The organism is Streptomyces sp. NPDC030814, from assembly GCF_055572155.1.
Map to the genome: position 1 here is coordinate 95349 of NZ_JBVIDX010000004.1, position 24111 is coordinate 119459.

General features: G+C 72.5%; 22 protein-coding genes and 1 pseudogene. 10 read left to right on the top strand and 13 right to left on the bottom strand.

The window, feature by feature from the left end:
• The first annotated feature begins 449 nt into the window (after positions 1-449).
• On the top strand, positions 450-692 hold the full coding sequence (locus ACZ43N_RS10710; RefSeq protein WP_468096604.1) for a hypothetical protein: 243 nt from the start codon (positions 450-452) through the stop codon (positions 690-692).
• Between the two features lie 136 nt (positions 693-828).
• Here ACZ43N_RS10710 and ACZ43N_RS10715 read toward each other — a convergent pair whose 3' ends face one another.
• Entirely contained in the window at positions 829-2052 is a 1224-nt protein-coding gene (locus ACZ43N_RS10715) for an NAD(P)/FAD-dependent oxidoreductase (RefSeq protein ID WP_468096605.1), read from the bottom strand.
• 149 nt (positions 2053-2201) lie between these two features.
• Complete coding sequence (locus ACZ43N_RS10720) at positions 2202-3146, bottom strand: RNA polymerase sigma-70 factor (RefSeq protein ID WP_468096606.1); 945 nt, start codon at positions 3144-3146, stop codon at positions 2202-2204.
• A 151-nt stretch (positions 3147-3297) separates the two neighbouring features.
• On the opposite strand from ACZ43N_RS10720, the gene ACZ43N_RS10725 reads away from it, so the two are divergent.
• Positions 3298-4224 (top strand): amidohydrolase family protein, encoded by a 927-nt coding sequence (locus ACZ43N_RS10725; protein ID WP_468096607.1) that lies wholly within the window; start codon positions 3298-3300, stop codon positions 4222-4224.
• A gap of 45 nt (positions 4225-4269) precedes the next feature.
• Here the strand turns inward: ACZ43N_RS10725 and ACZ43N_RS10730 are convergent, their stop codons facing one another.
• The 3 genes from ACZ43N_RS10730 to ACZ43N_RS10740 are packed head-to-tail and all read right to left on the bottom strand — an operon-like array spanning position 4270 to position 8301.
• Entirely contained in the window at positions 4270-4887 is a 618-nt protein-coding gene (locus ACZ43N_RS10730; RefSeq protein WP_468096609.1) for a hypothetical protein, read from the bottom strand.
• Between the two features lie 39 nt (positions 4888-4926).
• Positions 4927-6774, bottom strand: coding sequence for an ABC transporter permease subunit (locus tag ACZ43N_RS10735; RefSeq protein ID WP_468096610.1), 1848 nt, complete (start codon positions 6772-6774; stop codon positions 4927-4929).
• Between the two features lie 6 nt (positions 6775-6780).
• Positions 6781-8301 carry an ABC transporter substrate-binding protein gene (locus tag ACZ43N_RS10740; RefSeq protein WP_468096611.1) on the bottom strand — a complete coding sequence of 507 codons (1521 nt, stop codon included), beginning with the start codon at positions 8299-8301 and terminating at the stop codon, positions 6781-6783.
• A gap of 423 nt (positions 8302-8724) precedes the next feature.
• Between ACZ43N_RS10740 and ACZ43N_RS10745 the strand changes: the two genes are divergently transcribed.
• The 7 genes from ACZ43N_RS10745 to ACZ43N_RS10775 all read left to right on the top strand — a co-directional run bounded on the left by ACZ43N_RS10745 (position 8725) and on the right by ACZ43N_RS10775 (position 14291).
• A complete protein-coding gene (locus ACZ43N_RS10745; protein WP_468096613.1) occupies positions 8725-9219 on the top strand; it encodes a MarR family winged helix-turn-helix transcriptional regulator in 495 nt (164 codons plus the stop codon).
• 195 nt (positions 9220-9414) lie between these two features.
• The gene (locus tag ACZ43N_RS10750; RefSeq protein ID WP_468096614.1) at positions 9415-9978 is read left to right on the top strand and encodes an RNA polymerase sigma factor; all 564 of its coding nucleotides are present in this window, start codon (positions 9415-9417) and stop codon (positions 9976-9978) included.
• On the top strand, positions 9975-10805 hold the full coding sequence (locus ACZ43N_RS10755) for a zf-HC2 domain-containing protein (protein WP_468096616.1): 831 nt from the start codon (positions 9975-9977) through the stop codon (positions 10803-10805). The genes ACZ43N_RS10750 and ACZ43N_RS10755 overlap by 4 nt, the downstream gene beginning before the upstream one ends.
• Positions 10802-11632 (top strand): ABC transporter ATP-binding protein, encoded by an 831-nt coding sequence (locus tag ACZ43N_RS10760; RefSeq protein ID WP_468096617.1) that lies wholly within the window; start codon positions 10802-10804, stop codon positions 11630-11632. The genes ACZ43N_RS10755 and ACZ43N_RS10760 overlap by 4 nt, the downstream gene beginning before the upstream one ends.
• The gene (locus ACZ43N_RS10765) at positions 11629-13008 is read left to right on the top strand and encodes a hypothetical protein (protein ID WP_468096619.1); all 1380 of its coding nucleotides are present in this window, start codon (positions 11629-11631) and stop codon (positions 13006-13008) included. Before ACZ43N_RS10760 ends, ACZ43N_RS10765 begins: the two co-directional genes overlap by 4 nt.
• The gene (locus ACZ43N_RS10770; RefSeq protein ID WP_468096621.1) at positions 13005-13577 is read left to right on the top strand and encodes a hypothetical protein; all 573 of its coding nucleotides are present in this window, start codon (positions 13005-13007) and stop codon (positions 13575-13577) included. The genes ACZ43N_RS10765 and ACZ43N_RS10770 overlap by 4 nt, the downstream gene beginning before the upstream one ends.
• A gap of 111 nt (positions 13578-13688) precedes the next feature.
• Positions 13689-14291 (top strand): tellurite resistance TerB family protein, encoded by a 603-nt coding sequence (locus ACZ43N_RS10775; protein WP_468096622.1) that lies wholly within the window; start codon positions 13689-13691, stop codon positions 14289-14291.
• A gap of 78 nt (positions 14292-14369) precedes the next feature.
• Here ACZ43N_RS10775 and ACZ43N_RS10780 read toward each other — a convergent pair whose 3' ends face one another.
• From ACZ43N_RS10780 to ACZ43N_RS10810, 7 genes are all read right to left on the bottom strand, one after another.
• A complete protein-coding gene (locus ACZ43N_RS10780) occupies positions 14370-15737 on the bottom strand; it encodes a tryptophanase (RefSeq protein ID WP_468096624.1) in 1368 nt (455 codons plus the stop codon).
• Between the two features lie 30 nt (positions 15738-15767).
• Positions 15768-16940, bottom strand: coding sequence for a tryptophan dimethylallyltransferase family protein (locus ACZ43N_RS10785; protein WP_468096626.1), 1173 nt, complete (start codon positions 16938-16940; stop codon positions 15768-15770).
• Positions 16941-17229: 289 nt separating this feature from the next.
• On the bottom strand, positions 17230-18573 hold the full coding sequence (locus ACZ43N_RS10790) for a cytochrome P450 (protein ID WP_468096627.1): 1344 nt from the start codon (positions 18571-18573) through the stop codon (positions 17230-17232).
• A 14-nt stretch (positions 18574-18587) separates the two neighbouring features.
• Positions 18588-19181, bottom strand: coding sequence for a GTP-binding protein (locus ACZ43N_RS10795; RefSeq protein WP_468096629.1), 594 nt, complete (start codon positions 19179-19181; stop codon positions 18588-18590).
• Complete coding sequence (locus tag ACZ43N_RS10800) at positions 19156-19533, bottom strand: DUF742 domain-containing protein (protein WP_055514333.1); 378 nt, start codon at positions 19531-19533, stop codon at positions 19156-19158. Before ACZ43N_RS10800 ends, ACZ43N_RS10795 begins: the two co-directional genes overlap by 26 nt.
• Positions 19530-19931 (bottom strand): roadblock/LC7 domain-containing protein, encoded by a 402-nt coding sequence (locus tag ACZ43N_RS10805; protein ID WP_468077192.1) that lies wholly within the window; start codon positions 19929-19931, stop codon positions 19530-19532. Before ACZ43N_RS10805 ends, ACZ43N_RS10800 begins: the two co-directional genes overlap by 4 nt.
• Positions 19928-21136 carry a sensor histidine kinase gene (locus ACZ43N_RS10810; protein ID WP_468096631.1) on the bottom strand — a complete coding sequence of 403 codons (1209 nt, stop codon included), beginning with the start codon at positions 21134-21136 and terminating at the stop codon, positions 19928-19930. The genes ACZ43N_RS10805 and ACZ43N_RS10810 overlap by 4 nt, the downstream gene beginning before the upstream one ends.
• A 552-nt stretch (positions 21137-21688) precedes the next feature.
• Here ACZ43N_RS10810 and ACZ43N_RS10815 point away from each other — a divergent pair.
• A pseudogene (locus ACZ43N_RS10815) lies at positions 21689-21910 on the top strand (maleylpyruvate isomerase N-terminal domain-containing protein); the annotation flags it as partial.
• Between the two features lie 74 nt (positions 21911-21984).
• Here the strand turns inward: ACZ43N_RS10815 and ACZ43N_RS10820 are convergent.
• On the bottom strand, positions 21985-24030 hold the full coding sequence (locus tag ACZ43N_RS10820) for an RICIN domain-containing protein (RefSeq protein ID WP_468096633.1): 2046 nt from the start codon (positions 24028-24030) through the stop codon (positions 21985-21987).
• Between the last annotated feature and the right edge of the window lie 81 nt (positions 24031-24111).

A 24111-nucleotide genomic window follows, 5' to 3' on the forward strand; every position in this document is an offset into this window, starting at 1 on the left:
GCCTGGAGCGCGCCCACCGACGAGGGCGCCTCGGGCTGGTGACCCGCCCCGCGGACACCGTCGGCGGGCCCCGGCACGCTCGCTGACGGGCCCCCCGCGCGAAAAACCCTGGCCCCGTGGACGGCGGGGCGCCCCGGACTCCTGCGGGCGGACAGGGGGAGGGGCCCACCGCGACTTCACCACCGGTGAGATGCGCCGGGCACTGACCCGGCTCGGCTTCGCCTGCCACGACGCCGCTCCGGTCACTCCGGCCTGGAGCGCGCCCACCGACGAGGGCGCCTCGGGCTGGTGACCCGCCCCGCGGACACCGTCGGCGGGCCCCGGCACGCTCGCTGACGGGCCCCCGCGCGAAAAACCCTGGCCCCGTGGACGGCGGGGCGCCCCGGACTCCTGCGGGCGGACAGGGGGAGGGGCCCGTTGAGGTGTTCACGTGCGCGCGGTGCGACGCCGTGCTGACGGCGCCGCTGTCGCGGGTCGCGTGGATCGCGTACGCCCATCACACCTACGGCAACGGGCATGCCCTGCCCGTGCTGATGGAAGCGGGAACGTACGCCGTCGACCCGGAACCGTCCGGACCGCCGTGGCGGCCGTGGAGCGAGATCGATCCGGCCGAGGCGGAGGCCCACGGGGTGTCGGCGCCCGTGTACGGCTTGTCCTGCGGGGCGCCCGGCGCGTCGGCGGGGTTCCGTTGACGCCGGCGGTCTCGCGGGGAGGGCAGCGTCCGGACGGCGGAGCGGGTCCCCCTCGCCGAGGGCCCCGCTCCGCCGTCCGGGCCGGCCTGCCGTGCGGGTCGAGCCGCGCTCTCCGGGCCCGGCCACGCCGTACGGCTCAGGCCGCCGCCTCGGCCGGCTCCGCCTGCGCCGCCGCGTTGCCCCGGGCCGGGCGGGCCGGCAGGTTCGCCACTCGGCGGCGACGGACCGGCATGCCAACCGTCGGGTGGGCGACGCCCCAGGCCGCGCCCTTGCAGATGATCTCCTTGTAGAGGACCGCGAGGCGGCCGGTGAGGGCCTTGGGGACGGCCCGGTCGTCGGCGGTGACGAACTGGATCAGGCCGTCCTTGCGGCCGAGCGAGACGCACTGCTGGAAGTAGCGGACCGGGACCTTCGGGGGCTCGGTGCCGGTCAGGCGGGCCGCGATGGCGTCGGCGGCCTGCCATGCGGTGGGGACGCCCGAGGCGCACGACATCCGCAGCGGCTTGTCGCCGGGGCCCATCACCAGGGCCGCGTCACCGATGGCGTACACCTCGGGGTGCGAGACGGAGCGCATGGTCCCGTCGACGACTATCTGTCCCGTTCCGGAGACCTCCAGCGTGCTGGCCTGCGCGATCGGGTGGACGGCGAAACCGGTGGCCCACACGGTGACCGCGGCCGGGACGGCCGCCCCGTCGGTCAGGACGCGGTCGGCCTCGACGGCGGTGACGGCGGCGTGCTCGTGCACGGTGATGCCGAGCTTGTCGAAGACCTTCCGCAGGTGGGCCCGGCCCTTGTCGGAGAGCCAGTCGCCGAAGCCGCCGCGGGCCACGAGGGCGACGTCGAGGTCGGGGCGGCTCTCGGCGATCTCGGTCACCGCCTCCAGGCCGGTGAGTCCGCCGCCGACGACGACCACGGGCTGTCCGGCGTCCAGCCGGGCGAGGCGCTCGCGCAGCCGGAGTGCTCCGGCGCGGCCGGAGATCTCGTGGGCGTGCTCGGCGGTGCCGGGGACGCCCTGCGGGTTCCAGCCGCTGCCGAGGGCGTACACGAGGGTGTCGTACTCCAGTTCCTCTTCCCCGGCGCCGTGCGCGTCGGCGACGGCGACGGTCCTGCGGTCGGTGTCGACACCGGCGACCGTGCCGAGCTTCAGCTCCACGCCGGTGCCCGCGAACATCTCGTCGAACGGGCGGGGCTTGAGCTCCTGGCCGACCGCCAGCTGATGCAGGCGGACGCGCTCGACGAAGTCGGGCTCGGCGTTGACGAGGGTGATGGTGACATCAGCGCGGTGCAGCCGCTTGGCGAGGCGCCCGGCGGCGGTGGCTCCGGTGTAGCCGGCTCCGAGGACGATGATGCGGTGCTGCATTTCCTGCTCCTGTCTGCGCGGGTCCGACGCTTGCCCTTGCTCGGTCACGCCCCTTGAACCGGGCAGCCCGCGCTTTCCTGACAGGAAGGTGATGTGAACCAGGTCACACTCCCGTCGGGGGTGTGACCTGGTGGGTGGGACGGCGTCGGTCAGAAGGCGTGGAACAGGGGTTCCCCGTGCTCGGTGGCCGCCCACACCTCGGTCGCGCGCTCCAGCTTGTCGGGGTTGACCTGGCTGCGGAACGCGGCGATACCGTCCGCGTCGATCTCCAGGCAGATGACCCCGACGACCCGGCCGTCGACGACCGCGAGGATCGCGGGGCCGCCGTTGGCCGTCGTGACGTGGATCGCGGGGGAGCCGCCGACCATGGCCCGCTTGACCGGGGCCGGCTTGAACAGGCCCCGCATGAACTTCGCGACCGCGACGGCACCCTCGAACGCCCTGGCGCGGGCCGGGACCTTCCCGCCGCCGTCGCCGACCGCGATGGCGTCCGCGGTGAGCAGCTTGACCAGCGGCTCGGTCTTCCCGCTGGTGGCGGCCGCGAGGAACTCCTCGACGATCTGCCGGGCCGCCGCCTCGTCGATCTCCGTGCGGGCCTTGCCGGCCGCGACGTGCTTCTTCGCGCGGTGGAAGATCTGCTGGCTGGCGGCCTCGCTGAGGTCGAGGATCTCGGCGATCTCCCGGTGCGGGTAGTCGAAGGCCTCCTTCAGCACGTACACCGCCCGCTCGTTGGGGGTGAGGCGCTCCAGCAGGGTGAGGACCGCGTACGACACGGACTCACGCTGTTCGGCGGTGTCGGCGGGGCCGAGCATCGGGTCCCCGGCGAGCAGCGGCTCGGGCAGCCACTGGCCCACGTAGGTCTCACGGCGTGCGCGGGCCGAGGTGAGCTGGTTCAGGCACAGGTTGGTGAGCACCTTCGTCAGCCATGCCTCGGGCACCTCGATCCGGTCGACGTCGGCCCCCTGCCAGCGAAGGAACGTCTCCTGCACGGCGTCCTCGGCCTCGCTCGCCGAGCCGAGGAGACGATAGGCGATCGCCTCCAGACGGGGCCTCGCCGCTTCGAACCGGTCCACGTCGTCCATCGTCAGCGCCATGTCCCCGATCCTAGGACCCTTCTGACGGACCCGCGGAGATCCGTCAGAAGGCCCTGGACCGAGCTGACGCCCCGTGCGCGTGACGAACTCCTCACGGTCCGCTCGCGCAGGGGAGTGGACCGGCCGCCCGTCAGGGCCGAGGGTGGGCGGCATGAGTGATCACCGCAGGGCGCCCGCCGACGCCGCCGGGGCGACGCCGGGGGACGAGGAGGCCGGGGAGATCCGCCGGTTCTGGGGGCGGCTCGGGCTGCCGGGGCTGGTCGACGTCCACACGCACTTCATGCCCGAGCGCGTGCTGCGCAAGGTGTGGGAGTACTTCGACGGAGTCGGGCCGCTGACCGGCGGCCTGGAGTGGCCGATCACCTACCGCGAGGAGGAGGCGGAACGGACCGCCCTGCTGCGGGAGTTCGGCGTACGGGCCTTCACCGCGATGCTCTACCCGCACAAGCCCGGTATGGCCCGCTGGCTGAACGGCTGGGCGGTCGGCTTCGCCCGCCGGACCCCGGACTGCCTGCACACCGCCACCCTCTATCCCGAGCCGGACGCCGGGACGTACGTCCGGGAGGCCGTGGAGGCGGGAGCCCGGGTCTTCAAGGCGCACGTGCAGGTGGGGGCCTACGACCCGGCCGACGAACTCCTCGATCCGGTGTGGGGACTGCTCGCCGACGCCGGGGTCCCGGTGGTGATCCACTGCGGTTCGGGCCCCGCGCCCGGCAAGCACACCGGCCCCGGACCGATCACGCGGGTCCTGGCCCGCCATCCCCGGCTGCGGCTGATCGTCGCGCACCTGGGGATGCCCGAGTACGAGGAGTTCCTGGGCCTCGCCGAGCGGTACGCGGAGGTGCGGCTGGACACGACCATGGCGTTCACCGACTTCTCCGAGGCCCTCGCGCCGTTCCCCCGCCGCGCCCTCCCCCGGCTGGCCGACCTCGGCGACCGTGTCCTGCTCGGCTCCGACTTCCCGAACATCCCCTACCCGTACCTCCACCAGCTCCAGGCCCTGGAGCGGCTGGGGCTGGGAGAGGAGTGGCTGCGCGCGGTGTGCCACGACAACGGAGCGGACCTGTTCGGACTGTGAGGGCCGGGGGCCCGGCGCGAGTGCCGGGCCGGGCGCGGCGGCAGGTCAGGCGCGCCGCCGGGCGCCCATCGCGTACGCGAGCCCGAACGCGGCGGCCGCGGCGAGGACGAGGCCGAGGGGCGAGAACCAGTCGACCCCGCCGTCCGTCTCGCTGGTCCACCAGGCCTTCACCGGGAAGAACGGCTCGTGGCTCAGCAGGTCCCAGGCGGCGGTGGGCGTCGTCTCGTAGGCGTAGATCAGGGGCAGGGAGTTGGTGTAGCCGAAGAGGGCGCCGAGCGCGGCGATGACGGCGGCCCCGGTCCGGGCGCCGTTGCTGCGGCCGCCCACCAGCCCGGCGAGGACGCCGACGATCGCCCCGTTGAGCAGGGCGTGCCCCAGGTAGAGGGCGTTGGCCGTGGTGAGCGTCTGGTCCTTGTAGGTGGCCAGGTTGATGACGGTGTAGAGCAGCGCCACGAGGAACGAGACGAGCAGCCCGAGGAGGACGGCGCCCACCGGGTGACCGCCGGTGTTCGGGCGCCGGCCGATGGGCTGCGGCGGGAACGGCGGCGCGGGATGCCTCCCGTGCACCGGCTGCGGCCCGTAGCCGGGCGGTCCGGGCGGCTGCTGCGGCGGGACGGGCTGCCCGTACGGGTGGTGGGGGTGCTGCGGCGGTGGCTGGTTCATGGTGGTCCCCCGGTGTGAACTGGCTGGAACCGCAAGCTATCAACGGGATCGGTGGGGACCCGTCGCAGCCGGGGGCGGACCTTGTGAAGGACCGCTCGCGGGACCTGGCGAAGAGCCCCTCGCGGGGCCTCGTGCCGGTGTCCGGCGGCCCGTCGCCGTGCCCGCGACGGTGAGGACCGAGAAGAGGACCAGGGCGGCGGCGGGGCCGAGGACGGTCCAGGGGGCCAGTTCGGCGTAGGGCTGGTTCTCGGAGAGGAGACGGCCCCATTCCGGGGTGGGGGGCTGTTCCCCGAGGCCGAGGAAGCCCAGGGAGGCCAGGACCAGGACCGTCGTCGGCAGACGCAGGAGCGCGTTGCGCAGCAGGGCGGGGAGGACCGCGGGCAGCAGGTGGTGGCGCAGGAGGTAGCGGGGGCCGGCGCCGAAGGAGACGGAGGCGAGCAGGTGTCCGCTGGCCCGTTCCTGTTCGAGGAGGGCGGAGGTCTGCGCGGCGTACGGGGTCCAGCCCACGAGGCAGACGGCGCAGGCGGCGCCCCAGACCGACGGGCCGGTCACCGCGGTCACGAGGAGGCCGGCGAGGACGGCCGGCAGGGTCGACACCACTTCGGTGAGGCCCGCGCCCGCCTGGGCCGCCGCGCCGATCAGGAGTCCGAGGAGGGCGCTGACGGCGGTGACCGCGAGGGCGACGGAGGCCGTGCGCAGCGCGCCGTGGCCGAGGCGGGCCAGCAGGTCACGGCCGAGCGAGTCGGTGCCCAGGGGGTGGCCGGGGGACGGGGGCAGGAGCCGGGCGGTGGTGTCCACGTGCAGGGGGTCGCGCAGGAGACCGGCCACGACCAGGGTGAGCAGGGCGAGCGCGCAGAAGCCGATGACCCAGGGCAGGGAGCGGGGCCGGGCCAGTACGGGCGCGTGCAGGGCGGGCAGGGCGCCGTCGCGCAGGGCCGGGCCGAGCAGGGCGCGGCGCAGCGCCTGGATCACCAGGCCCGCGCCCACGCCGAGCAGGACCAGCGCCAGGGTCGCCGTCCGGAGCGGCGGCAGGTCCTGGGCGATGGCGGCCTCCAGGGCGAGCCGGCCGAGGCCCGGGATGTTGAAGATCTTCTCCACCGCGACCGCCCCGCCGACCAGGCCGATCACGGTCGGCAGGAGTTGCGGGAGCACCCCGGACAGCGCGCGGCGCAGGGCCGTTCGGGCGATCCGGCCGGGCGGCAGGCCGTAGGCGCGCCAGGTGCGGGCCCACGGCTCGTGGAACGCGGCGGGCAGCGACTGGTCGAGCAGTCCGCCGATCATGGCGCCGGAGGGCACGCCGAGGGCGAGCGCGGGCAGCACCATCGCCTGCGGGCCCGTCCAGCCCTGCGAGGGGAACCAGCCCAGCCACACCCCGCACACCGTGGCCAGCAGGGAGGCGAGGAGGAACTTGGGCAGCGCGGCGAGGACGGCCGCGCCGACGCCCGCCCGGCCCTGCCGCAGCCGCTGCCGTGATCCGAGGTGCAGGGTGCGGGCGCTGACCAGCGCGGCCACCGCGACGGTGACGGCCAGCGCGCCCAGCATCAGGGTGAGGGAGACCGCGAAGGCGGTGGTGACCTGCGGCAGGACGGGTTCGCCCGACACCCATGAGGTGCCCGCGTCACCGCGCGCCAGCCCTTCCAGCCACCGGCCGAGATGGACGAACGGCCCCTCGTCCAGGCCCAGTCGTTCGCGTACGGCGGCCAACTGGGCCGGGGTGGGGTCCTGTTCGGCGGAGCGGGCCCGCAGGACGGTGAGCGCGGGGTCGGTGCCGGACAGCCAGGGCAGGAAGGCGACGGCCGTCAGCAGCGCGGTGGCGGCGACGACCCGGCCGGCACCTGCCCGCCACCGGGTCGGCCGACCGCCAGCACCGGCCGGAGTGACGCTCATCCGCGGCTACTTCAGGTGGGTGTCGAGGTCGACGAGGGACCGCTCGCGGGGGTCGAGGAGAACGCCCTCGACGTCGTCGGCGATGCCCTGCACGACCTTCTCGTGGACCAGCGGGACGACGGCGTCGGTGCGCAGGATCTCCGCCTCGGCCCGCATGATCTTCTTGTGCCGCTCGGCGGTGTTGCCTTCCTGGGCTGCCGCCTCGATGGCCCGGTCGGCCTTCGCGTCCTTCAGGCCCGCGATGTTGTAGACGCCGTCGCTGGTGTAGTCGCTCGCGAGGTAGGCGACCGCGTCGCCGGTGTCGAGGAGCGTGACGCGGGAGAAGACGAGCGCGTCGTACTTGCCCGCGAGGAGGTCGGCCTCCATCTGCGTGTACTCGCGCACGTCCTGCTTCACGGTGAACCCGGCCTTCTCCAACTGCTGCTGGAGGACGGTCGCGGCCTCGGGGATCTCGGCGCGGTTGGTGTAGGCGGCAAGGCGCAGGGTCCTGCCCTTCGTCTGCGACTTCACCTGCCCGGCGGTCGCGGCCTTCGCCCGGCCGGTCACCTCCACGCGGTCGCCGGCGGCCCAGGGGACGGCGGGCCCGAACAGGCCCTCGGCCTGGTCGGCGTAGCCGCCGAAGACGGAGTCGACGAGGACGCCGCCGTCCACGGCCTCGCGGGCGGCGGCCCGCAGCGAGGCGTCGGCGAACAGGCCGCTCGCGGTGTTGAGGACGAGGCTGTCGGTGCGCACGGACGGCACCTCGTGGCGGGTGTTCCCGTCGAGGAGCTTCGCCTGGGCGGTGGGGATCCACTCGGCGATGTCGACGTCGCCGCCGCGCAGGGCGTTGGCACGGGCGGTGCCGTCGACTATCCAGCTGACGTCGATTCCGGACGCCTTGGCCCTGCCGCCCCAGTAGCCGTCGTAGCGGTTGAGCGTGGCCTTGGTCTTGCCGGTGAGCTTGGTGATCTCGAACGGGCCGGTGCCGGTCCCGATCGGGCTGACGGTGCCGTCCTTCGCGTACGCCTTCGGGGAGAGGATGCCGAGGGCGGGGCTGGCGAGCCGCAGCGGGAGGACCGGGTCGGGGGCCTTGGTGGTGAGGGTGACGGTGTCGGCGTCGTCGGCCTTCGCGGTGAGCGTGACGTCGCTGAGGACGCGGGGCTTGGTCTCCGCCTCGTTCGCGTGGTCGAGGGCGTTGACCACGGTGTCGGCGGTGACCTCGGTGCCGTCCTGGAAGGTGGCCTTGCGCAGCTCGAAGGTCCAGGTCGTGTCGTTCTTCTGCTTCCAGGACTTTGCCAGGGCGGGCGCGGCGGCGCCGTCCTTGTTCAGCGCGGTGAGGCCCTCGGCGACGGAGAGCTTGCTCAGGACGGTGGCGTCGTTGCTGTACGGCGACAGGGCCTGCGCCGGCGGCACGGCGAGGGCGATCCTCAGCCGGCCGCCCGAGCCCGCCCCGTCCGTCCCCGAGCCGCCGTCGCCCGACGCGAAGCAGCCGGCCAGCAGGGGGCTGAGGGCGAGCGCCGCGATGAGCCCGCGGGAGGTGGTGCGCATGGTGGGTCCTGTCGTGCGAGGGTTGGGGAGCACCCCGGCGCACGGCGGTCCTGCGACAGGGCCGGACCAGCCTATAAGGCAAGCCTTACCAAAACGCCAACGGGTGGGTGAATTCTCAACGATTGAGACCTCTTCCCCCGACGGCATCTCAACGACAGGCGCCGGCCGTGCAGTTCACGGCAGGCCGAGATCGCGCCGAGGTGCAGGGGGACGGGGTCCGTGCAGACGAGGCCGCGGGCGTCGACGCACCGAGTGCCGAGGACCGCGGCGGGAGCCGGTGGCGGGGAAGGACCGCTCACAGCGGGAACGAAGTCCTCACAGGGCCTTGCGCTGTGCTGTCGCCCCGCCTGGGGCGGGTACCCGGGGCGGGGCACGGCATGATCAAGGGTCAGTGGTGGGACGACCGGAAGGGCGGCGGGGGCCGTGGACGAGCAGACGGAGATCTCGACGGCGAAGCAGGCCGCCGACGACCACCTGGTCCTCGCCTTCGGGCGCCTGCAGGGGGCGGCGAACCGGCTGGAGTACATCCTGGGGCGGGCCCTGGAGCAGGAGTGCGGCATCAGTCATCTCATGTTCGAGGTGCTGCTCATCCTCGGCCGGGCGGGCGAGCCGGGGCTGTCCATGCGGGCCATCGCCCAGGAGCAGGTGCTGACCACCGGGGGCGCCACCCGGCTGGTCGACCGTATGGAGGCCGCCGGACTCGTGGAGCGGGGCGAGGACCCGGAGGACCGGCGGGGCCGGCTGGTGCGCCTCACCCCGCGCGGGGAGGAGAAGGCGGTCGCGGCGGCCCGCGTCCACGTCGAGAACATCCGCCGCTACTTCCTGGCGCCGTTGCCGGACGAGGACCGGGAGCGGTTCACGGAGAACCTGCGCGTCCTGAGCCACTCGGCGCGGGACATCCTGCCGCGTCTGCCCTGACAGGGGCTCCCCACCGCCTCCGAGCGCCATCCGCGACGTGACGACACTCCACCCGTCCCCCTCCCCACTCCGCCTGTTCCCCTCCCCCCGCCCCGTCCATGCGGCCGCGCCCCCTCCCGAGAGCGCGGCCGTCGGCGTGTGACGGGGATCACTCCGAGGGGAAAACCCGGCGCCGGGGGCGGGCGTCTAGGGGGTGTGAGATCAGTCAGGAAGGGACGGGGCGGCGAGCCGGACGAGGAACGTCTCGTCCGGCTGGTGGCCCGCGGCGACCGGGCGGCGTTCGAGGAGCTGTACCGCCGTACCGCGCCGTGGCTCGCGGTGCGGCTGCGGCGGCGCTGTGCGGACGAGCAGATCGTCGCCGAGGTCATGCAGGAGACGTATCTGGCGGTGTGGCGGGCGGCGGGCGCGTTCGCCGGGGCGGCGGTGGGCGGCACGGCCGTCGGCTGGCTCTGGACGATCGCGGCGCGCCGCCTCGTCGACGCGTTCCGGCGCCGGGCGCACCACGCCCAGCCGCCGCCGACCGCGGCTCTCCCCCAGGCGGCGCCCGCCGCGGAGGAGGAGGCGCTCTCGGCCACCGTCGGCGGTGACGTCGGGGACGCGCTGCGGCGCCTCGCGCCGGAGCTCCGGCAGGTACTGCAGGCGATGGTGCTCGACGGGCTGTCCGTACGGGAGACCGCCGTCCTGCTCGGGCTGCCCGAAGGCACGGTCAAGACCCGGGCCCGCCGGGCCCGGCTCGCGATGCGGAAGGCACTGGCATGAGCGTGGAACACGCGTCGACGCAGATCATCGAGGCCTACGCGCGCGGCGACACCGGCCTCGCCGCCGACGAGGTGTGGGCCGTGGAGGCCCACCTGGAGGCGTGCCCGGTCTGCCGGGACCGGCTGTCGGCCGCCGTCGGCGCCGGGGTGCCCGCCGTGGCGTCCCTGGTCGACACCGTGTGGTCCGGCCTCGAACCGCAGATGGCGGTCACCGCCGCGATGCCCCGCCGTCGGCGCCGGCCGGCGTGGCTGTCGCGGTGGGCGACACCCGCGATGGTGCCGTGGCTCGCCATGGTCGCCGCAGTGACGCTCGCGGGCCTGCTGCTCGACCTCCTCGCCGGCGGCCCCGGCCCCGGATCCGGTGACGTCAACCCGGTGCTGGTGCTCGCCCCGGTGCTGCCCGTGCTCGGCGTCGCGGCGTCCTGGGCGCGCGGCCTGGACCCCGCGTACGAGCTGACGGCCTCGGTCCCCCGGGCCGGCCTCCAACTGGTGCTGCGGCGGACCGTGTCCGTGCTCGCGGTGGTGGTGCCCGCGCTGCTGGCGGGCGGCTGGGCGACGGGGGTGATGGTGGCGCAGTGGCTGCTGCCCTGCCTGGCCTTCACCTCGGCGACGCTGGCGCTCGGCGGTGTGGTCGGCGTGAGCCGCGCCGCTGTCTCACTGGTGGCGGTGTGGGCCGCCGTGATCGTGGCGCCGACCCTCGCCGACGGCCGTACCGCGGTCGCGTTGCGCACGGACGGACTGCCCGTGTGGGGACTGATCCTCGCCCTCGGCCTCGGAGTCGTGATCGTCCGCAGGGGCGCGTACTCCGTGCTGGGAGCCCATCGATGACCATCGGAAAGGACCATCACATGTCCACGGTGAGCGCGGCCGACATCGCGCCGACGGCCTACGCCTGGGAGATCCGGGCCGACGGGCTGAAGGTCAGGGCCGGAAGGAAACGTATGGCCGTCGACGGGCTCGACCTGTCGCTGGGCACCGGTGTGCACGGCCTCCTCGGACCCAACGGGGCGGGCAAGACCACCCTCATCCGGGCGCTGGCCACCGTGCTGCGCCCGGCCGGGGGCACCCTGGAGCTGCTCGGCGAGTCCGTCGGCGGCCGGGGCGAGCACCGCGCGCTGCGCCGCCGGATCGGCTATCTGCCGCAGGAGTTCGGCTATTACAAGCGTTTCACGGTGCGCGAGTTCGTCGAGTACATGGCGTGGCTGAAGGAGGTGCCCAAGGCGGACATCCCGGCGGCCGTGCAGCGCGCCGTGGAACGGGTGGGGCTCGCGGACCGCGCCGACGAGCGGATGAAGGCGCTGTCGGGCGGCATGGTGCGCCGGGCCGGCATCGCCCAGGCCATCGTCAACGACCCGACCGTCCTGCTGCTGGACGAGCCGACGGCCGGCCTCGACCCGGCGCAGCGGGTGCGCTTCCGGCAGCTGCTCCAGGAGCTGGGCGCGGACACCTGTGTCGTCGTGTCCACGCATCTGGTGGAGGACGTCGCCGCCGCCTGCACGGACGTGGTGCTGTTCGCGGAGGGCCGGCTGGTCTTCCAGGGCACCCCCGGCGAACTGGCCGCCGCCGGCGGCCCCGAGCACGTGGGCGACAGCCCGCTGGAGCGCGGCTACGCGGCGCTGCTCCAGGGCTCCGCCGGGGAAAGGGGCAACTGGTGAACGCCCGTGTTCTGCGTACCGAGTTGAGGCGGTCCGTGGCCCCGTGGGCCGGCGCCTTGATCCTGGCGACCGCGCTGGGGTTCCTGTACCTGCTGAGCGGACCGTGGTGGAAGGGCACCGCGCTGTGGACGGCCCAGTGGACGTCCATGGCCATGTGGACCCGCACCCTGCTGATCTTCCTGTGGCCGCTCGCCGTGGCGCTGGGGGCGCTCCAGGGACTGCGCGACCATCGCTCGAAGGTGTCCGAGCTGCTGGCGAGCACCCCGCGCCCCGCCCGGCACCGCGCGGCCATGACGGCGGGTGCGACCGCGCTCACCCTGAGCCTGGCCTTCGGTCTTTTCGTCCTCCAGGGCGCGGTCCAGGTCCTCGCCCACGCCCGGTACCACCACCTTGGCTGGGTGCCGATCTCGCTGGTCGGGGGGTTCTCCCTGGTCGCGGGGGCGGTCCTCGGCATGGGGATCGCGCGGGTCCTGCCGTCCCCGCTCACCCCGCCCGCGCTGGCCGTGGCCGCCTTCCTGTTCACCGGTTTCGTACGGCAGTGGTCGGACTCCGCGGTGCCGTCGTCCACCATGCCGAACCGCCTGGTGCTGCTGTCGCCGACGGTGGCGGACGTACGGGAGATCCTGCTGACCCTGTCCTCCTCCGTGCACCTCGGCCAGACCGTGTGGCTGCTCGGCATGGCCGCCACGGGCTTCACCCTGCTGGTCGCCGTGACCCCGCGCACCCGGCTGCTCGCCCTAACCCCTGTGCTGGCGGGCGCGGCGGTCGCCCTGCTCGTGCTGCCCTCCGACCCGCGCCGGACATATGTCGTCGACGAGGCCGCTGCCGCGCAGGTGTGCGACGGGCCGGTGTGTGTGGCCAGGGCCCACGAGGCACGCCTGGCAGGGCTCGCGGGCCCCGGCCGCAAGGCGCTCGGCCTGCTCCACGACGCCCTCGGCGACCAGGCGCCCACATCCGTCCGGGAGACCACCACCCCGCGGGGGCTCATCGAGCGGCCCGAGCGGTCCCGTACGGCCGTGCTCGTCGACTTCGACGACGACGCCTTCACCCGCGCCGAGAGCGAGGACCTGACCCGGGCGCTGGTCGCCCAGGGCATGGCGCCGACGTGCTCCGCGCGCAGCCAGCAGGAGAGCGGCACGCTGGGCGAGACCGCCGCGCAGAGCGTCGTGGCGGGCTGGGCCATCGGCAGGCTGGAGCCGATCCGCGGCACCGTGCATCCCGCGAACGAGCAGCTCGCCACGGCTCGCCCGGTGTTCCAGGAGCTGGAGGGTCTGCGCTGGTCCGAGCAGGTCGCGCGGATCAGGGCGGCGCACACCGCCGCGGTCACCTGCGAGGGCGACGCGCTGACGGAGCTGGACGGCGGTGCGTCCCGGTGAGGTGGCTGACGCTGTACGCGCGGTCCCGTCAGGTGCCCGCCTCCCTCGCGGCGGTGCTGATCGGTGCGGTCGCGGTGTGGGCGCTCGCCGGGATCGGCGACGGGCGGAGTGCGCCCCTGCTCCCGGTGCTCGCGCTCGCCGCCGGGACCACGGCGGCCTCCGTCGGGCTCGGCGGGCAGGACGTGGCGCTGGACCGGACGGCCGCGATCCGCTGGAGGTTCCGCCGGACGGCGCACGTGCTGCTGATCGGCGCGGTCGTCGGCGCGGTGCCGCCGGCGTTGCGGGTGCTCGGCGAGGACCTGGCGACCGCCGCGTTCGTCGTCCGCGACACCGCCGGGCTGACGGGGCTGGTCGCCGTCGGGGCGGCGGTGCTCGGGGCCCGGTACGCGTGGACGCCGCCGATCGCCTGGCTGTCTCTCTCGGTGGTCGTCCCGTCCCCGGCGAGCGTGCCCGAGGAGGTGGCCGGCTGGCTGCTGCTGCCGCCGGGCACCCCCGTCGCCACCTGGACGGCCCTGACCCTCGCGGTCCTCGGCACCACGGTCTACGCGTTCGCGGGACCGAGACGGTGACCGGCGCCGGACGGTTCCCGGAACTTCCCAGTGTGCGGCAGCCGTTGGCAGGGTGACGCGTGGAACGTGCGCGGACGCTGGACGACATGGGCTGAAGCCGAGGTGGCACGGATGGCGATGTGGGATCGGATCAAGGACCAGGCCAAGGGGCTGCAGCAGCAGGCACAGGCCCGGGGCCTCGGCGCACCAGGTCAGGGACACGGCCAGGGACACGGCCACGCCCCGGGCCAGGCGTACGGGCAGGGGCACGGACGGCCGGGCGGGTCCGGCAGTTCGAAGGCCCAGCTGGTCGGCGCCCTCAAGTCGCAGCTGATGTCGCTGAAGACGGAGCTGAAGAGCGGTGCCTACCGTGACGCGAGCATGGCCATGTGCGCGCTGGTCGCCGCCGCCGACGGGTCGGTGGACCCGGCCGAGCGGCAGCACGTGGAGTCGCTGATCCTGAACAACGAGGTGTTGCAGAACTTCCCGGCGGACCAGTTGCGGCAGCGTTTCAACAAGCACGTCGACCAGCTGTCGTTCAACTTCCAGCAGGGCAAGGCCGCGGTCCTCCAGGAGATCGCCAAGGCGGCGAAGAAGCCGACGGAGGCCCGTGCGGTCGTCCAGACCGGTTTCGTCGTCGCGGGCGCCGACGGCTACCTCGCGCCGGCCGAGGAGCAGGTCCTGCGCGAGGCGTGCGGCGTGCTCGGGCTGCCCACTCAGGAGTTCGGCCTCTGACGGTCCGCCCGTCACGGCCACCGGATGCGGCAACCCCGGGTCCTCGACCCGGGGTTGCCGCATGACCAGGGGCGTTCGTCAGCCGGTCACCGGCCGAAGTTTCGCGCGGAAGTGGCGCAGGATCGGCGACTGCTCCACGATCCGGAAGCCGTGCACGGAGCCGGCGTCCTTGGCGATCTTCTCCAGGGTCCGGCCGACGTGGTCGTAGTGGCTGCGCGTGTAGACGCGGCGCGGGAGCGCCAGCCGGACCAGCTCGTACGGCGCGCTCTTGACGGGGTTGCCGTCCTCGTCCTCCTCGCCGAGGTAGAGCGACCCGAGTTCCGCCGAACGGATCCCGCCTTCGAGGTAGAGGCGGCAGGCGAGGGCGTGGCCCGGGTAGTGGTGCGGCGGTATGTGCGGCAGCAGCCGTCCGGCGTTGAGGTAGAGGGCGTGCAGGCCCGGCGGTTCGAGGATGTCGACGCCCGCCGCGCGGACCCGCCCGGCGAGATGGGCGGCGACCTCGGCCCGCTCCGCGAGATAGCTGGGCTCGGTCACCTCCAGCAGACCCACGGCCATCATGTCGAGGTCACGGCCGGCGAGACCGCCGTAGGTGGCGAAGCCCTCGGTGGCGATGAGGAGCCGTTCGCACTTCTCGGCGAGTTCGGGGTCGTTCAGCCCGATGAAGCCGCCGATGTGGACGATGCCGTCCTTCTTGGCACTCATCACACAGCCGTCGGCGAGGCGGAACGCCTCCTCGGCGACCTGGCGCGGGGTGTGGCGGGCGTAGGCGGCCTCGTGGCGGGTCACCAGCCAGGCGTTCTCGGCGAACCGCGCGGCGTCCAGGATCATGGGGACGCCGTGACGGCGGCAGAGCTCGGCGGTGGCCTTGAGGTTCTCCATGGAGACGGGCTGACCGCCGCCGCCGTTGTTGGTGATCGTCATGACCACCACGCGCACCCGTGAGCCGTCCGGCCCCTCCAGCCAGGTCCGCAGGGCGTCCAGGTCGATGTTCCCCTTGAACGGCTGCTCGCTGTCCAGGTCCTTGGCCTCCGGGCACGGCAGGTCATGAGCCTGACACCCGGAGAGTTCGACGTTGGCGCGGGTGGTGTCGAAGTGGGTGTTGGCCAGCACGATGCCGCCCGGTTCGAGGAGCGTCGAGAACAGGATGCGTTCGGCGGCGCGCCCCTGGTGGGCGGGGAGGATGTGCGGGAAGCCGGTCAGCTCCGTCACGGTCCGGTGGAAGCGGTAGAAGGAGCGCGAGCCGGCGTAGGACTCGTCGCCCTCCATGCCTGCGGCGAGCTGGGCGGCGGAGATGGCGCCGGTGCCCGAGTCGCTGAGCAGGTCGATGGTCACCTCGTCGGCCCGCAGGTCGAAGAGGTTGTAGTCCACCCGTTTCAGCGCCTCCTCGCGCTGCTCACGGGTGGTGAGGGCGAGCGGCTCGACGACTTTGATGCGGTAGGGCTCCACTGTGGTCTGTGCTCCTGTTGCTCTGTGGACTCAACTGATGGCTGATGTGCCGCGGACCGGTTCGCGTGCGGTGCCGGAGGGCGCCCGCTGGAGGGGCGGCGGGGACGCCGGCGGCAGGACCTCGTACGCCTCCGAGGAGACGTACGCGGTCACGCGGGGCGGTCTGCCCTGTTCGTGGGCCAGCGCCACGTAGGCGATGAGCCCCCGCCCGTCCCGTGGTGCGCGCGAGGTGAGGGCGGTCAGCGCCCGTTCGAGTACGGCGGGGTCGAGGCCGTGGCGGGCGAGGACGGCCGTGGCCCGGTCGAGCGCCACCCCGTCGTGCGGGACATAGCCCCGGATCGGGACGTGCAGGGTGAAGCCGGTGGGCCCGCCCGTGGTCCGGGTGAAGGAGTGGCAGGTCAGGACCGGCCGCCGGTCGAACCGCGCCTCGGGCCCCGGCGTCCCGTCCTCGTAGCCGCCCGTCTGTCGGAGGAAACCTTCCAGCACGTCGGCGTCGGGGCCGGGGCTCATCCGGGACAGTCCGCCGACGTCGGTCACCCTCAGCTCACGATGGGTGACGTACACCTTCACGCGGGGCGCTGCCCAGTCGCCGAGGTCGAGGGCGAGGAAGGGGTAGCCGTCACCGGGCGGCAGCGTGTCGAAGGCCCCCCGGTGGCCGAGCCTTTCCAGCGCCTGCCGTACCGTTTCGGCGGCCCGGTCCGCGCCCCGCGCCGCCGGGTTCAGATAGACCTTCACCTTGGGGACACCGCCGGGCCGCAGTTCCAGCGCGATCCACAGGGCCAGTGGGCCCTCGGGGTCGTCCGGGAGGAACAAGTCCTCCAGCAGGTCGAGTTGGTCGGTGGCGAAGCCCCAGCGGCGGGCCATCGAGCGGACGACCGCCAGCCCGGTCCTGCCGTTCTCCCGCAGGCTCTCCGCACCGCTGCCCGGTTCCAGCAGCACCCGCAGGGCCGGGGGCCCGTCCGGGAGGAACGACAGCGAGAACTCCACCGGGGTGGAGTCGTCGGAGAGGAACGTCCAGGCGGGGGGCGGCAGGTCCAGGGGCCGTTCGGCCACCGCCGCCAATGAGTCGGTCAGCACCTGGGCGTAGGTCTCGGCGTCGGTCTCGTCGATCCCCGACACCTGGCACAACCGCAGCAACTGGCCTTTCACGAGCCCGCCGAGTGTCTCCGCCGTCCGCGCCTCCGCGGCGCCGGGCCCGCTCACGACTGTCCCCCCGGAGTCCGGGGGGACACAGAAAGATACCCGCCGACCTGGGCGGGTATCTCGTCGTGCGGTAACTGACGGCCGGTCACGCCCCCGGGGGAGCCTTCGCTCCCCAGGGGGTCGAGCCGTCGGGAGTGGTGGGGTGCGGCGGAAGGTCGAGCATCGGCGTCGTCGGAAACGTGGTCCACGACACCTCCCTTGTTTCGTTAGTCACCACGAATGCCGCCGCGTTACTACCCCTTAGGTTGAATCTTCATGCAGTGTCTGGAAGTTGGGCCTGTTGCGTGCGTCACCCCTTCAACCAGGACAGGAAGGAGCTCCAGACACCCGCCCGCTCCGCCTTGCGGCCGGTCGGCGCGCGGTGGTCGGTCCGGGCGGACTCCTGTGCACGCGGCGGGGTGGGCCGGTGCACGACCTGCGGGGTGAAGCGGCAGGGCAGCACGGCGAGCGCCCGGTGGAACGGGCCCGGCCGCCAGGTCAGGCTGTCCTCGGGCACCGCCAGCTCGATGTCGTGCAGCCGGTTCAGCAGGTTCTCGATGGCCGTCATGGTGACCAGCCGGGCGAGGTCCTTGGACGGGCAGGCGTGCGGGCCCGCGCTCCACGCGAGGTGGGCGCGCCGGCCGCCGGTCTGCCGGGCCGCCGCGAGCGCCGGGTCGGTGTTGGCGGCGGTGATGCTGACCAGCACCAGGTCGCCGGCCCGCATCTTCGTCCCGGCGAACTCCAGGTCGGTGGCCGGGTAGTGCGGCGCGTAGTTCGCCATGGGCGGGTTCTCCCACAGCGTGTCGTCGATGGCCTCCTCGATGAGACCGCCGTCGGCGTACCGGTCGTGGGTGAGCAGCCGGTGCAGGGTGTTGCCGATGAGGTTGCGCAGCGGCTCCGCGCCGGCGCCGAGCAGCAGGATCAGCTGGTGGACGAGTTCCTCGTCGCTCAGCCGGGCCTCGTGCCGCATCAGGTGCGAGGTTACGTCGTCGGCGGGCCTGGCCCGCTTCAGCGCCACCAGCTCGCCGACGGCCTGGCCCAGCACCATGTTGGCCTTCTCGGCGTTGACGCCCTCGAAGACACCGGAGATGCCGAAGACGACCCGGTCGCCGACGTCCGCCGGGCAGCCGAACAGCTCGTTGAAGACGAGCAGCGGCAGCTGCTTGACGTAGTCGTTCATCAGGTCGACCGAGCCACGGGCGGCGACCTGGGCTATCAGGTAGTCGGAGGCGCGCTTGGTCATCTCCGTCAGCTGCCGGGAGTCCACGCGGGCCAGGGTGTCGGTGATCGCCTGGCGCAGCCGGGCGTGCTCGGCGCCGTCGGTGAACATGGCGTTGGGCCGGTAGCCCAGCATCGGCACGACCGGGCTGTCCGGGCCGACCTTGCCCTCGGCGACGTCCCGCCAGCGCCGGGCGTCCTTGCGGAAGTTGCCCGAGTCCTGGAGCAGGTGGAGCGCCGTCGCGTGGTCGGTGACGAGGGTCGCGTCCACACCGGGCGCGATCTCGACCGGCGCGGTCGCCCCGAAGTGCCGCAGATACGCGTAGTACGCCTGGGGGTCGGCGGCGTACTCGGGGGTGTACAGCGGCACCGGCAGTCCGCTGCCGTGGGCGGGGCACCCGGGTGGCGGAACGGGAGAGTGGGGTTCGGGGGTCATGTCTGCTCTTGCTCCTAACGGGCGCGGTCCATCAAGTAGCGGACGAGCGTGATCAGTGCTTCGGCCGACGATCTCTCGTCGCGCGCGTCGCAGGTGACGACGGGGGTGTCGTCGAGCAGATCGAGCGCTTCGCGCAGCGCCCTCTCGTCCCGTATCGGTGAACCGTCGAAGTGATTGACGGCGATCGCGTAGTCGAGCCCGTACTGCTCGATCAGATCGATCACCGCGAAGGAGTCCGCCAGCCGCTCGGGGTCGACCAGCACCAGCGCGCCGAGCGCGCCGCGTGCCATGTCCTCCCACATCTGCACGAAGCGCTGCTGTCCGGGCGTACCGAACAGGTACAGCACGACGCGCTCGCTGACGGTCAGCCGGCCGAAGTCCATGGCGACCGTGGTGGTGGTCTTGCCCTGGACCCCCTTGAGGTCGTCGATGGCCTCACCCGCCCGGGTCATCGTCTCCTCGGTGGACAGCGGCGAGATCTCGGAGATCGACCCGATGAACGTGGTCTTGCCCACCGCGAAGTGCCCGACCACCAGGATCTTGACGGCGGTCTGGGTCTCCCCGCCACGGACGTACGCCTGTTCATCCAAACTTGGCCCGGAGACCATTCAGCACCTCCTCGAGAATCTGCAGGTTGGCCACGGGGGCCCGCTGCTCGGGCGGGCGCGAGATGAGGTAGCCGCCTTCGGAGAGGGCGGCGAGCAGGATCTTCACCACGCCCACCGGGAGCTGCATGTGCCCCGCGATCTCGGCGACGGAGAGGTAGCCGCCGACGCACATCCGCAGCACCTCCTGCTCCTCCGGAGAGAGGCGGGCGGGCCGCTGCTGGTGGTCGGCCGCCGCCGTGACCAGCGTGATCAGCGAGAACTGACCCTCGCCGGGCAGATGGCGGCCGCCCGTGATGACGTACGGCCGCACTAACTCGGCGGCCTCGTGCTCCTGCTTGTCGGAATCGCTCATGGCCGTACCACGCTGCTCTCGCGAGGCGGAGCAGTCAGAACCTTGCCCAACTGCCCGACAAGCTGCTGCATCCGGAAGGTGATGTCCGCCATGTCGACGTCGGAGGACGCGGACACGGCGAGGTAGGCGCCGGCGCCGGCGGAGATCAGGAAGATCCAGCCGCCGTCGAACTCGACCAGGGTCTGCTGCCAGCGCAGATCGGTCCCGTCACAGAAGAACGCCAGCGAGCGGCTCAGCGACTGCAGACCGCTCATGGCGGCGGCGGCCTTGTCCGCGTCGTCCTTGCTCACGTCCTTGGAACGGGCCCGCTGGAGCCCGTCGGCGGAGATGAGCACGGCGTGCAGCGCCCCGGGGATCTCCAGGGCACTGTCCAGCATCCAGGAAAGATCGTTGTTCATGAGACCTCGTGCCCTTCACTGCTCGCGTCACCGGTGCCGCTCGACTGCTCGCCGTCCGGATGCGTGGCGCGACCCTTGTCCGTGCCCTGCTTGAAGGCGGCCATGATCGCCGCCGTGTCCTCGCTGCGCCGTCGCGGGGCGGGCGGGGCCGACGGACCGCTGTTGGAGACGAGCGCCATGGGCCGCTTGCGCCGGCGCCGGGGCAGGCCGTCGTCGGTGGTCGGCAGGGGCAGGGAGGGCTCGGGGCCGGCCTCACGTGCCACGGCGACCGTGTCGACGACCGGCGCCCGCTCCCGGGTCTCCTGGACGACCGCCACGGGCTCCTGCGGCTCCTGCGGGGTCGGCATGTCGGTGAGCAGCTCGTCGGGCAGCAGCACGACGGCCCGCACACCGCCGTACGGCGACGTGGAGTCCACGGAGACCGTGAAGCCGAACCGCTCGCAGAGCACACCGATCACGGCGAAGCCGAACTGGGGCGGGTTGCCGAGCCCCGACACACCGGAGGCCCGCTCGCTCGTCAGGAGCTTCTCGGCCCTGGCCTTCTCCTCCTCGTTCATACCGACACCGGCGTCGTCGACAACGATGCAGACGCCCTTGGGGACGGTACGGACGTTGATCTCCACCACGGTGTCCGGGCTGGAGTAGCTGGTCGCGTTGTCGAGCAGCTCGGCGAGCGCGAGCGCCACCGGCTCCACGGCACGGCTGGTGACCCCGAAGTCCACCTTCGACAGGATCTGCACGCGCTGGAAATGGCGGATCCTGCCCTGGGCGCTGCGGACCACGTCGTAGACCGAGGCCACGTCGCGGTGGCGGCCCAGCCAGCCCTCGCACAGCACGGCGATGGACTGGGCGCGGCGACCGAACTGGGCGTTCATGTGGTCGATCTCCAGGAGGTCCTGGAGCATGACGGAGTCACCGTACTTGCGCTGCAGTCCCGAGATGATGCGCTGCTGTTCGGCGGCGAGACCCTGGAGCGTCCTCATCGCGGACTTCAGGGCCGTACGCGTCTCCGCCTCGGCCTCCTGCTGCGCCTCTCGGACGGACTGGGAGTAATGAGTCTCCAACTCACCGTAGTGGTTCTTGAGCCCTGCGATCTCCTGTCGTAACCTCCGCGCCGCCCGTCGCTGGCGAACAACGAGGGCGGCTGCGAGAAGGGTTAGGACAAGAAGAACCCAAAGCACCGGATTCTGTATGTATGGCGTCATGAGAACCTCTTCAGGCGGCTGAAGGCCAGCTACTGAATTCCCGTCAATGCGCGCAGACCGGAGGTCGCCCGTACCAGGGTCGCCGCCCAGGCTGCCCCCTTGGCGAGAGGTGCCGCTTTTGCACCTATCCGTCCGTTCAGCAAGTGCGGTGATCGTATCACCGCACCGAGTCATGACGAGACGTCAAGATGCGGAATCCTTATGAAACTTGAGCGACAGACGTAAAATACCGGCCCTGCGCTTACGGTGGTTGATCAGCCACCGCTCGTATCCATACTGCCGGACCCGCATTACACCGACGTCACGGGGCTCCCGCCCCACGTCTCGCGTCAACTTTCCGTGCGTCAACTCGGCGCGGTATCCCCTGCATTGCGGCCGGTGCATCACTCTCCCGAGTGGGTGACCGGCCTAAGCGGAAGCCGTATCCGGGACCGTCGACCGGCCGCCGACGACGCGAAAGCGCGGATCCCGGCGTTCTCGGTCTCGGTGCGCCGCACGAGCGCCCCGTCGGCCCCGTGTCTCCCGTACCGTGTGTCTCCCGTGCCGTGCCTGGTGGACCTCTTCACGCGTTCCTGGGCGGCCCTGCGCGCGGCGGTGGCCGAACTGGCCGACGAGGACTTCGACCGGCCCTCCGGCTGCGCGGGCCGGCTCGTGCGGGACCTGGTCTGCCATCTGGCCGTCGACGCGCAGGACGTGCTGATCACCCTGGTGACCCCGTCGGACGCCGAGCCGACCGCCGACGCGCTGACCTACTGGTCGGTGACCGGCGAACCCTCGTCCGACTCCATGGGGAAACCCCAGGTCTGCGACCTGGGGTTTCCTATGGGTACCGCTGGGCGGGCCGGACGTCAGCCCGGCAGGTCGTTCAGCCACCAGCGCTGGTTCAGGCCCGAGTTGGGCCACCAGACGCCCACAGAGGCGCCGTCGCTCGTCGACTGGCCGTTGACGTCGGCCAGTTGTCCGGTCGCCGCGTTGAGCAGCGTCCAGGAGCCGTCACCGGTGCTCGACAGGATCCACTGCGCGGCCTCGTCCCGCGTGCCCTCGTCGGCCTCGGCCGTCAGGGAGCCGCCTCGGATCGCCAGCCGCTTGCCGGCGTCCCCGTTGGTGATCGCGTACCGCGTGCGGTTGCCCGTCGCCCCGCGACCGATCTGGTCCACGGTCCACTGCTGGGCCTTCGTGCCGGGGTCGACGTTCTTGATGACCAGACCCTTGCCGTCCGCGGCGACGGCGAGGTTCTTGCCGCTCTGCACGCCGGTCAGGGTGTACGTCTCGTCGTCCCGGAGCTCCGCCCGGTCCTTCGCCACACCGGAGACGCCGTTGACCAGGAAGGAGGTCACGGACTGGGCGGGGACGGCGATCGTGGCCTTCTTGCCCTTGACCCGGACCGCCTTCTTCTTGAGGAGCTTGCCGTCGGCGTCCGTCACCACCGGGGTGACCGTCGCGCCGGACGCGACCTTGCCGAACCTCGACAGGTCCAGCGTCACCGCGCGGGCCGCGGTCGTGCTGTTGACGTGGACGACCGTCGCCTTCTCGCCCTTCTTCGCCACCGCCGCCGTGCTGGAGGTGTCGTTCGTCTTGATCAGACGGTCACCCGGCTTGATGTAGTGCGTGAAGTTACGGGCCGTGTCGAACTTGGTGTTCGTGTAGATCGGGCAGGTCTTCAGGGTGTCCTTGGCCGTGCAGGCGAACGAGAGCTGGATGGAGCCCCAGTTGCCGCCCTTCGCGGACTCGCCGCCGGGCTTCATGTTGTCGTAGTCCTCGACCGGCTGCCAGAACACCCAGGCCTTCGGCTCCAGTTCGCGCAGGTCGTCGACGATGCGCTGGGCGAGGCCCAGACCGGGGCGCATATCGGTGAAGCTCTGCCCGTCGCCCCAGTCGCCCTCGACCTCGCTCATCCACAGCGGCTTGTCGGCGGCCTTGGCGAGGTCGCGGACGGTGGTGCGCTGACTGGTGCCGTAGGTGTGGACGTTCATCTGGCCGACGAGGTCGCGGACCTCCTGCGGGTACGAGTTCCAGTTCGTGGCGAACTTACCGGGGTTGGTCTCGTCCATCGCGGAGATCTCCGCCTCGGAACGGGACTTGTCCAGGACGGGGCCGAGGGCACGCAGCACCTTCTGCTGGAGCTCGGGGCCCATGTGGGCGCCCTCCTGCCGGCCGCCGGTGGGCTGCCCGTCCTCACCGAGCTTGGTGCCCCAGTAGTCGGTGTTCGGCTCGTTGAACGGGTCGAGGGTGTCGACCTTGATGCCGTGCGCCTTCTCCAGCCGCTCGGTCGCGCCCACCAGGTACTTGGCGAAGTCCTCGACCGACTCCTCCTTCAGCTGGTCCTTCGAGGAGTCGAAGCCGCCGGAGACATAGCCGCTGACCGTCATGAACCACGGCGGGGAGTTGCTGAACGTCTCCCAGTGCGTGATGTCCTTCTTGATGCGGTCCACCCACCAGCGCTGGGTGGCGTCCGCCTTCTTGTTCCAGTCGTTCGGGTCGTCGGCGTTCCACCAGTCGACGTCCTCGCGGGTGGTGCCCGCCGGGGCCTTCCACCAGCCCTCGACCGCGCCGCCGGCCCGCAGGTAGTCCTTGACGTCGGGGGCGTTGCCACCGCCGATGTTGTAGCGGGCGATGTTGAGGTTGAGTCCGCTCTCACCGAAGAGGAGCTTCGCGAGCTTCTCGCGTATCTGCGGGGGATAGTCGCCGGTGGCGTTGGCGAACCACACCAGGCTGGTGCCCCAGCCCTCGAAGCTGTCCCCCTTGTACGAGGGGTCCGGCCGGACGGTGACCGACGCGGCGGCCGGCTCGGCGTGCGCCAACGGCAGTGAGGTGGTGGCCATGACGGTCCCGGTCGCCAGGGCCGTCACGCCGATGGCCCCGAGGAGCCGTCTCGTGCGGGTGCGGTGTGCCATCTCGAGTACTCCAACTCTTCCACGTGCCGCGCGTCCCTGCGCGACACGAGAGATCGGGGCCCACTGGTGCGGTTCGGTGCG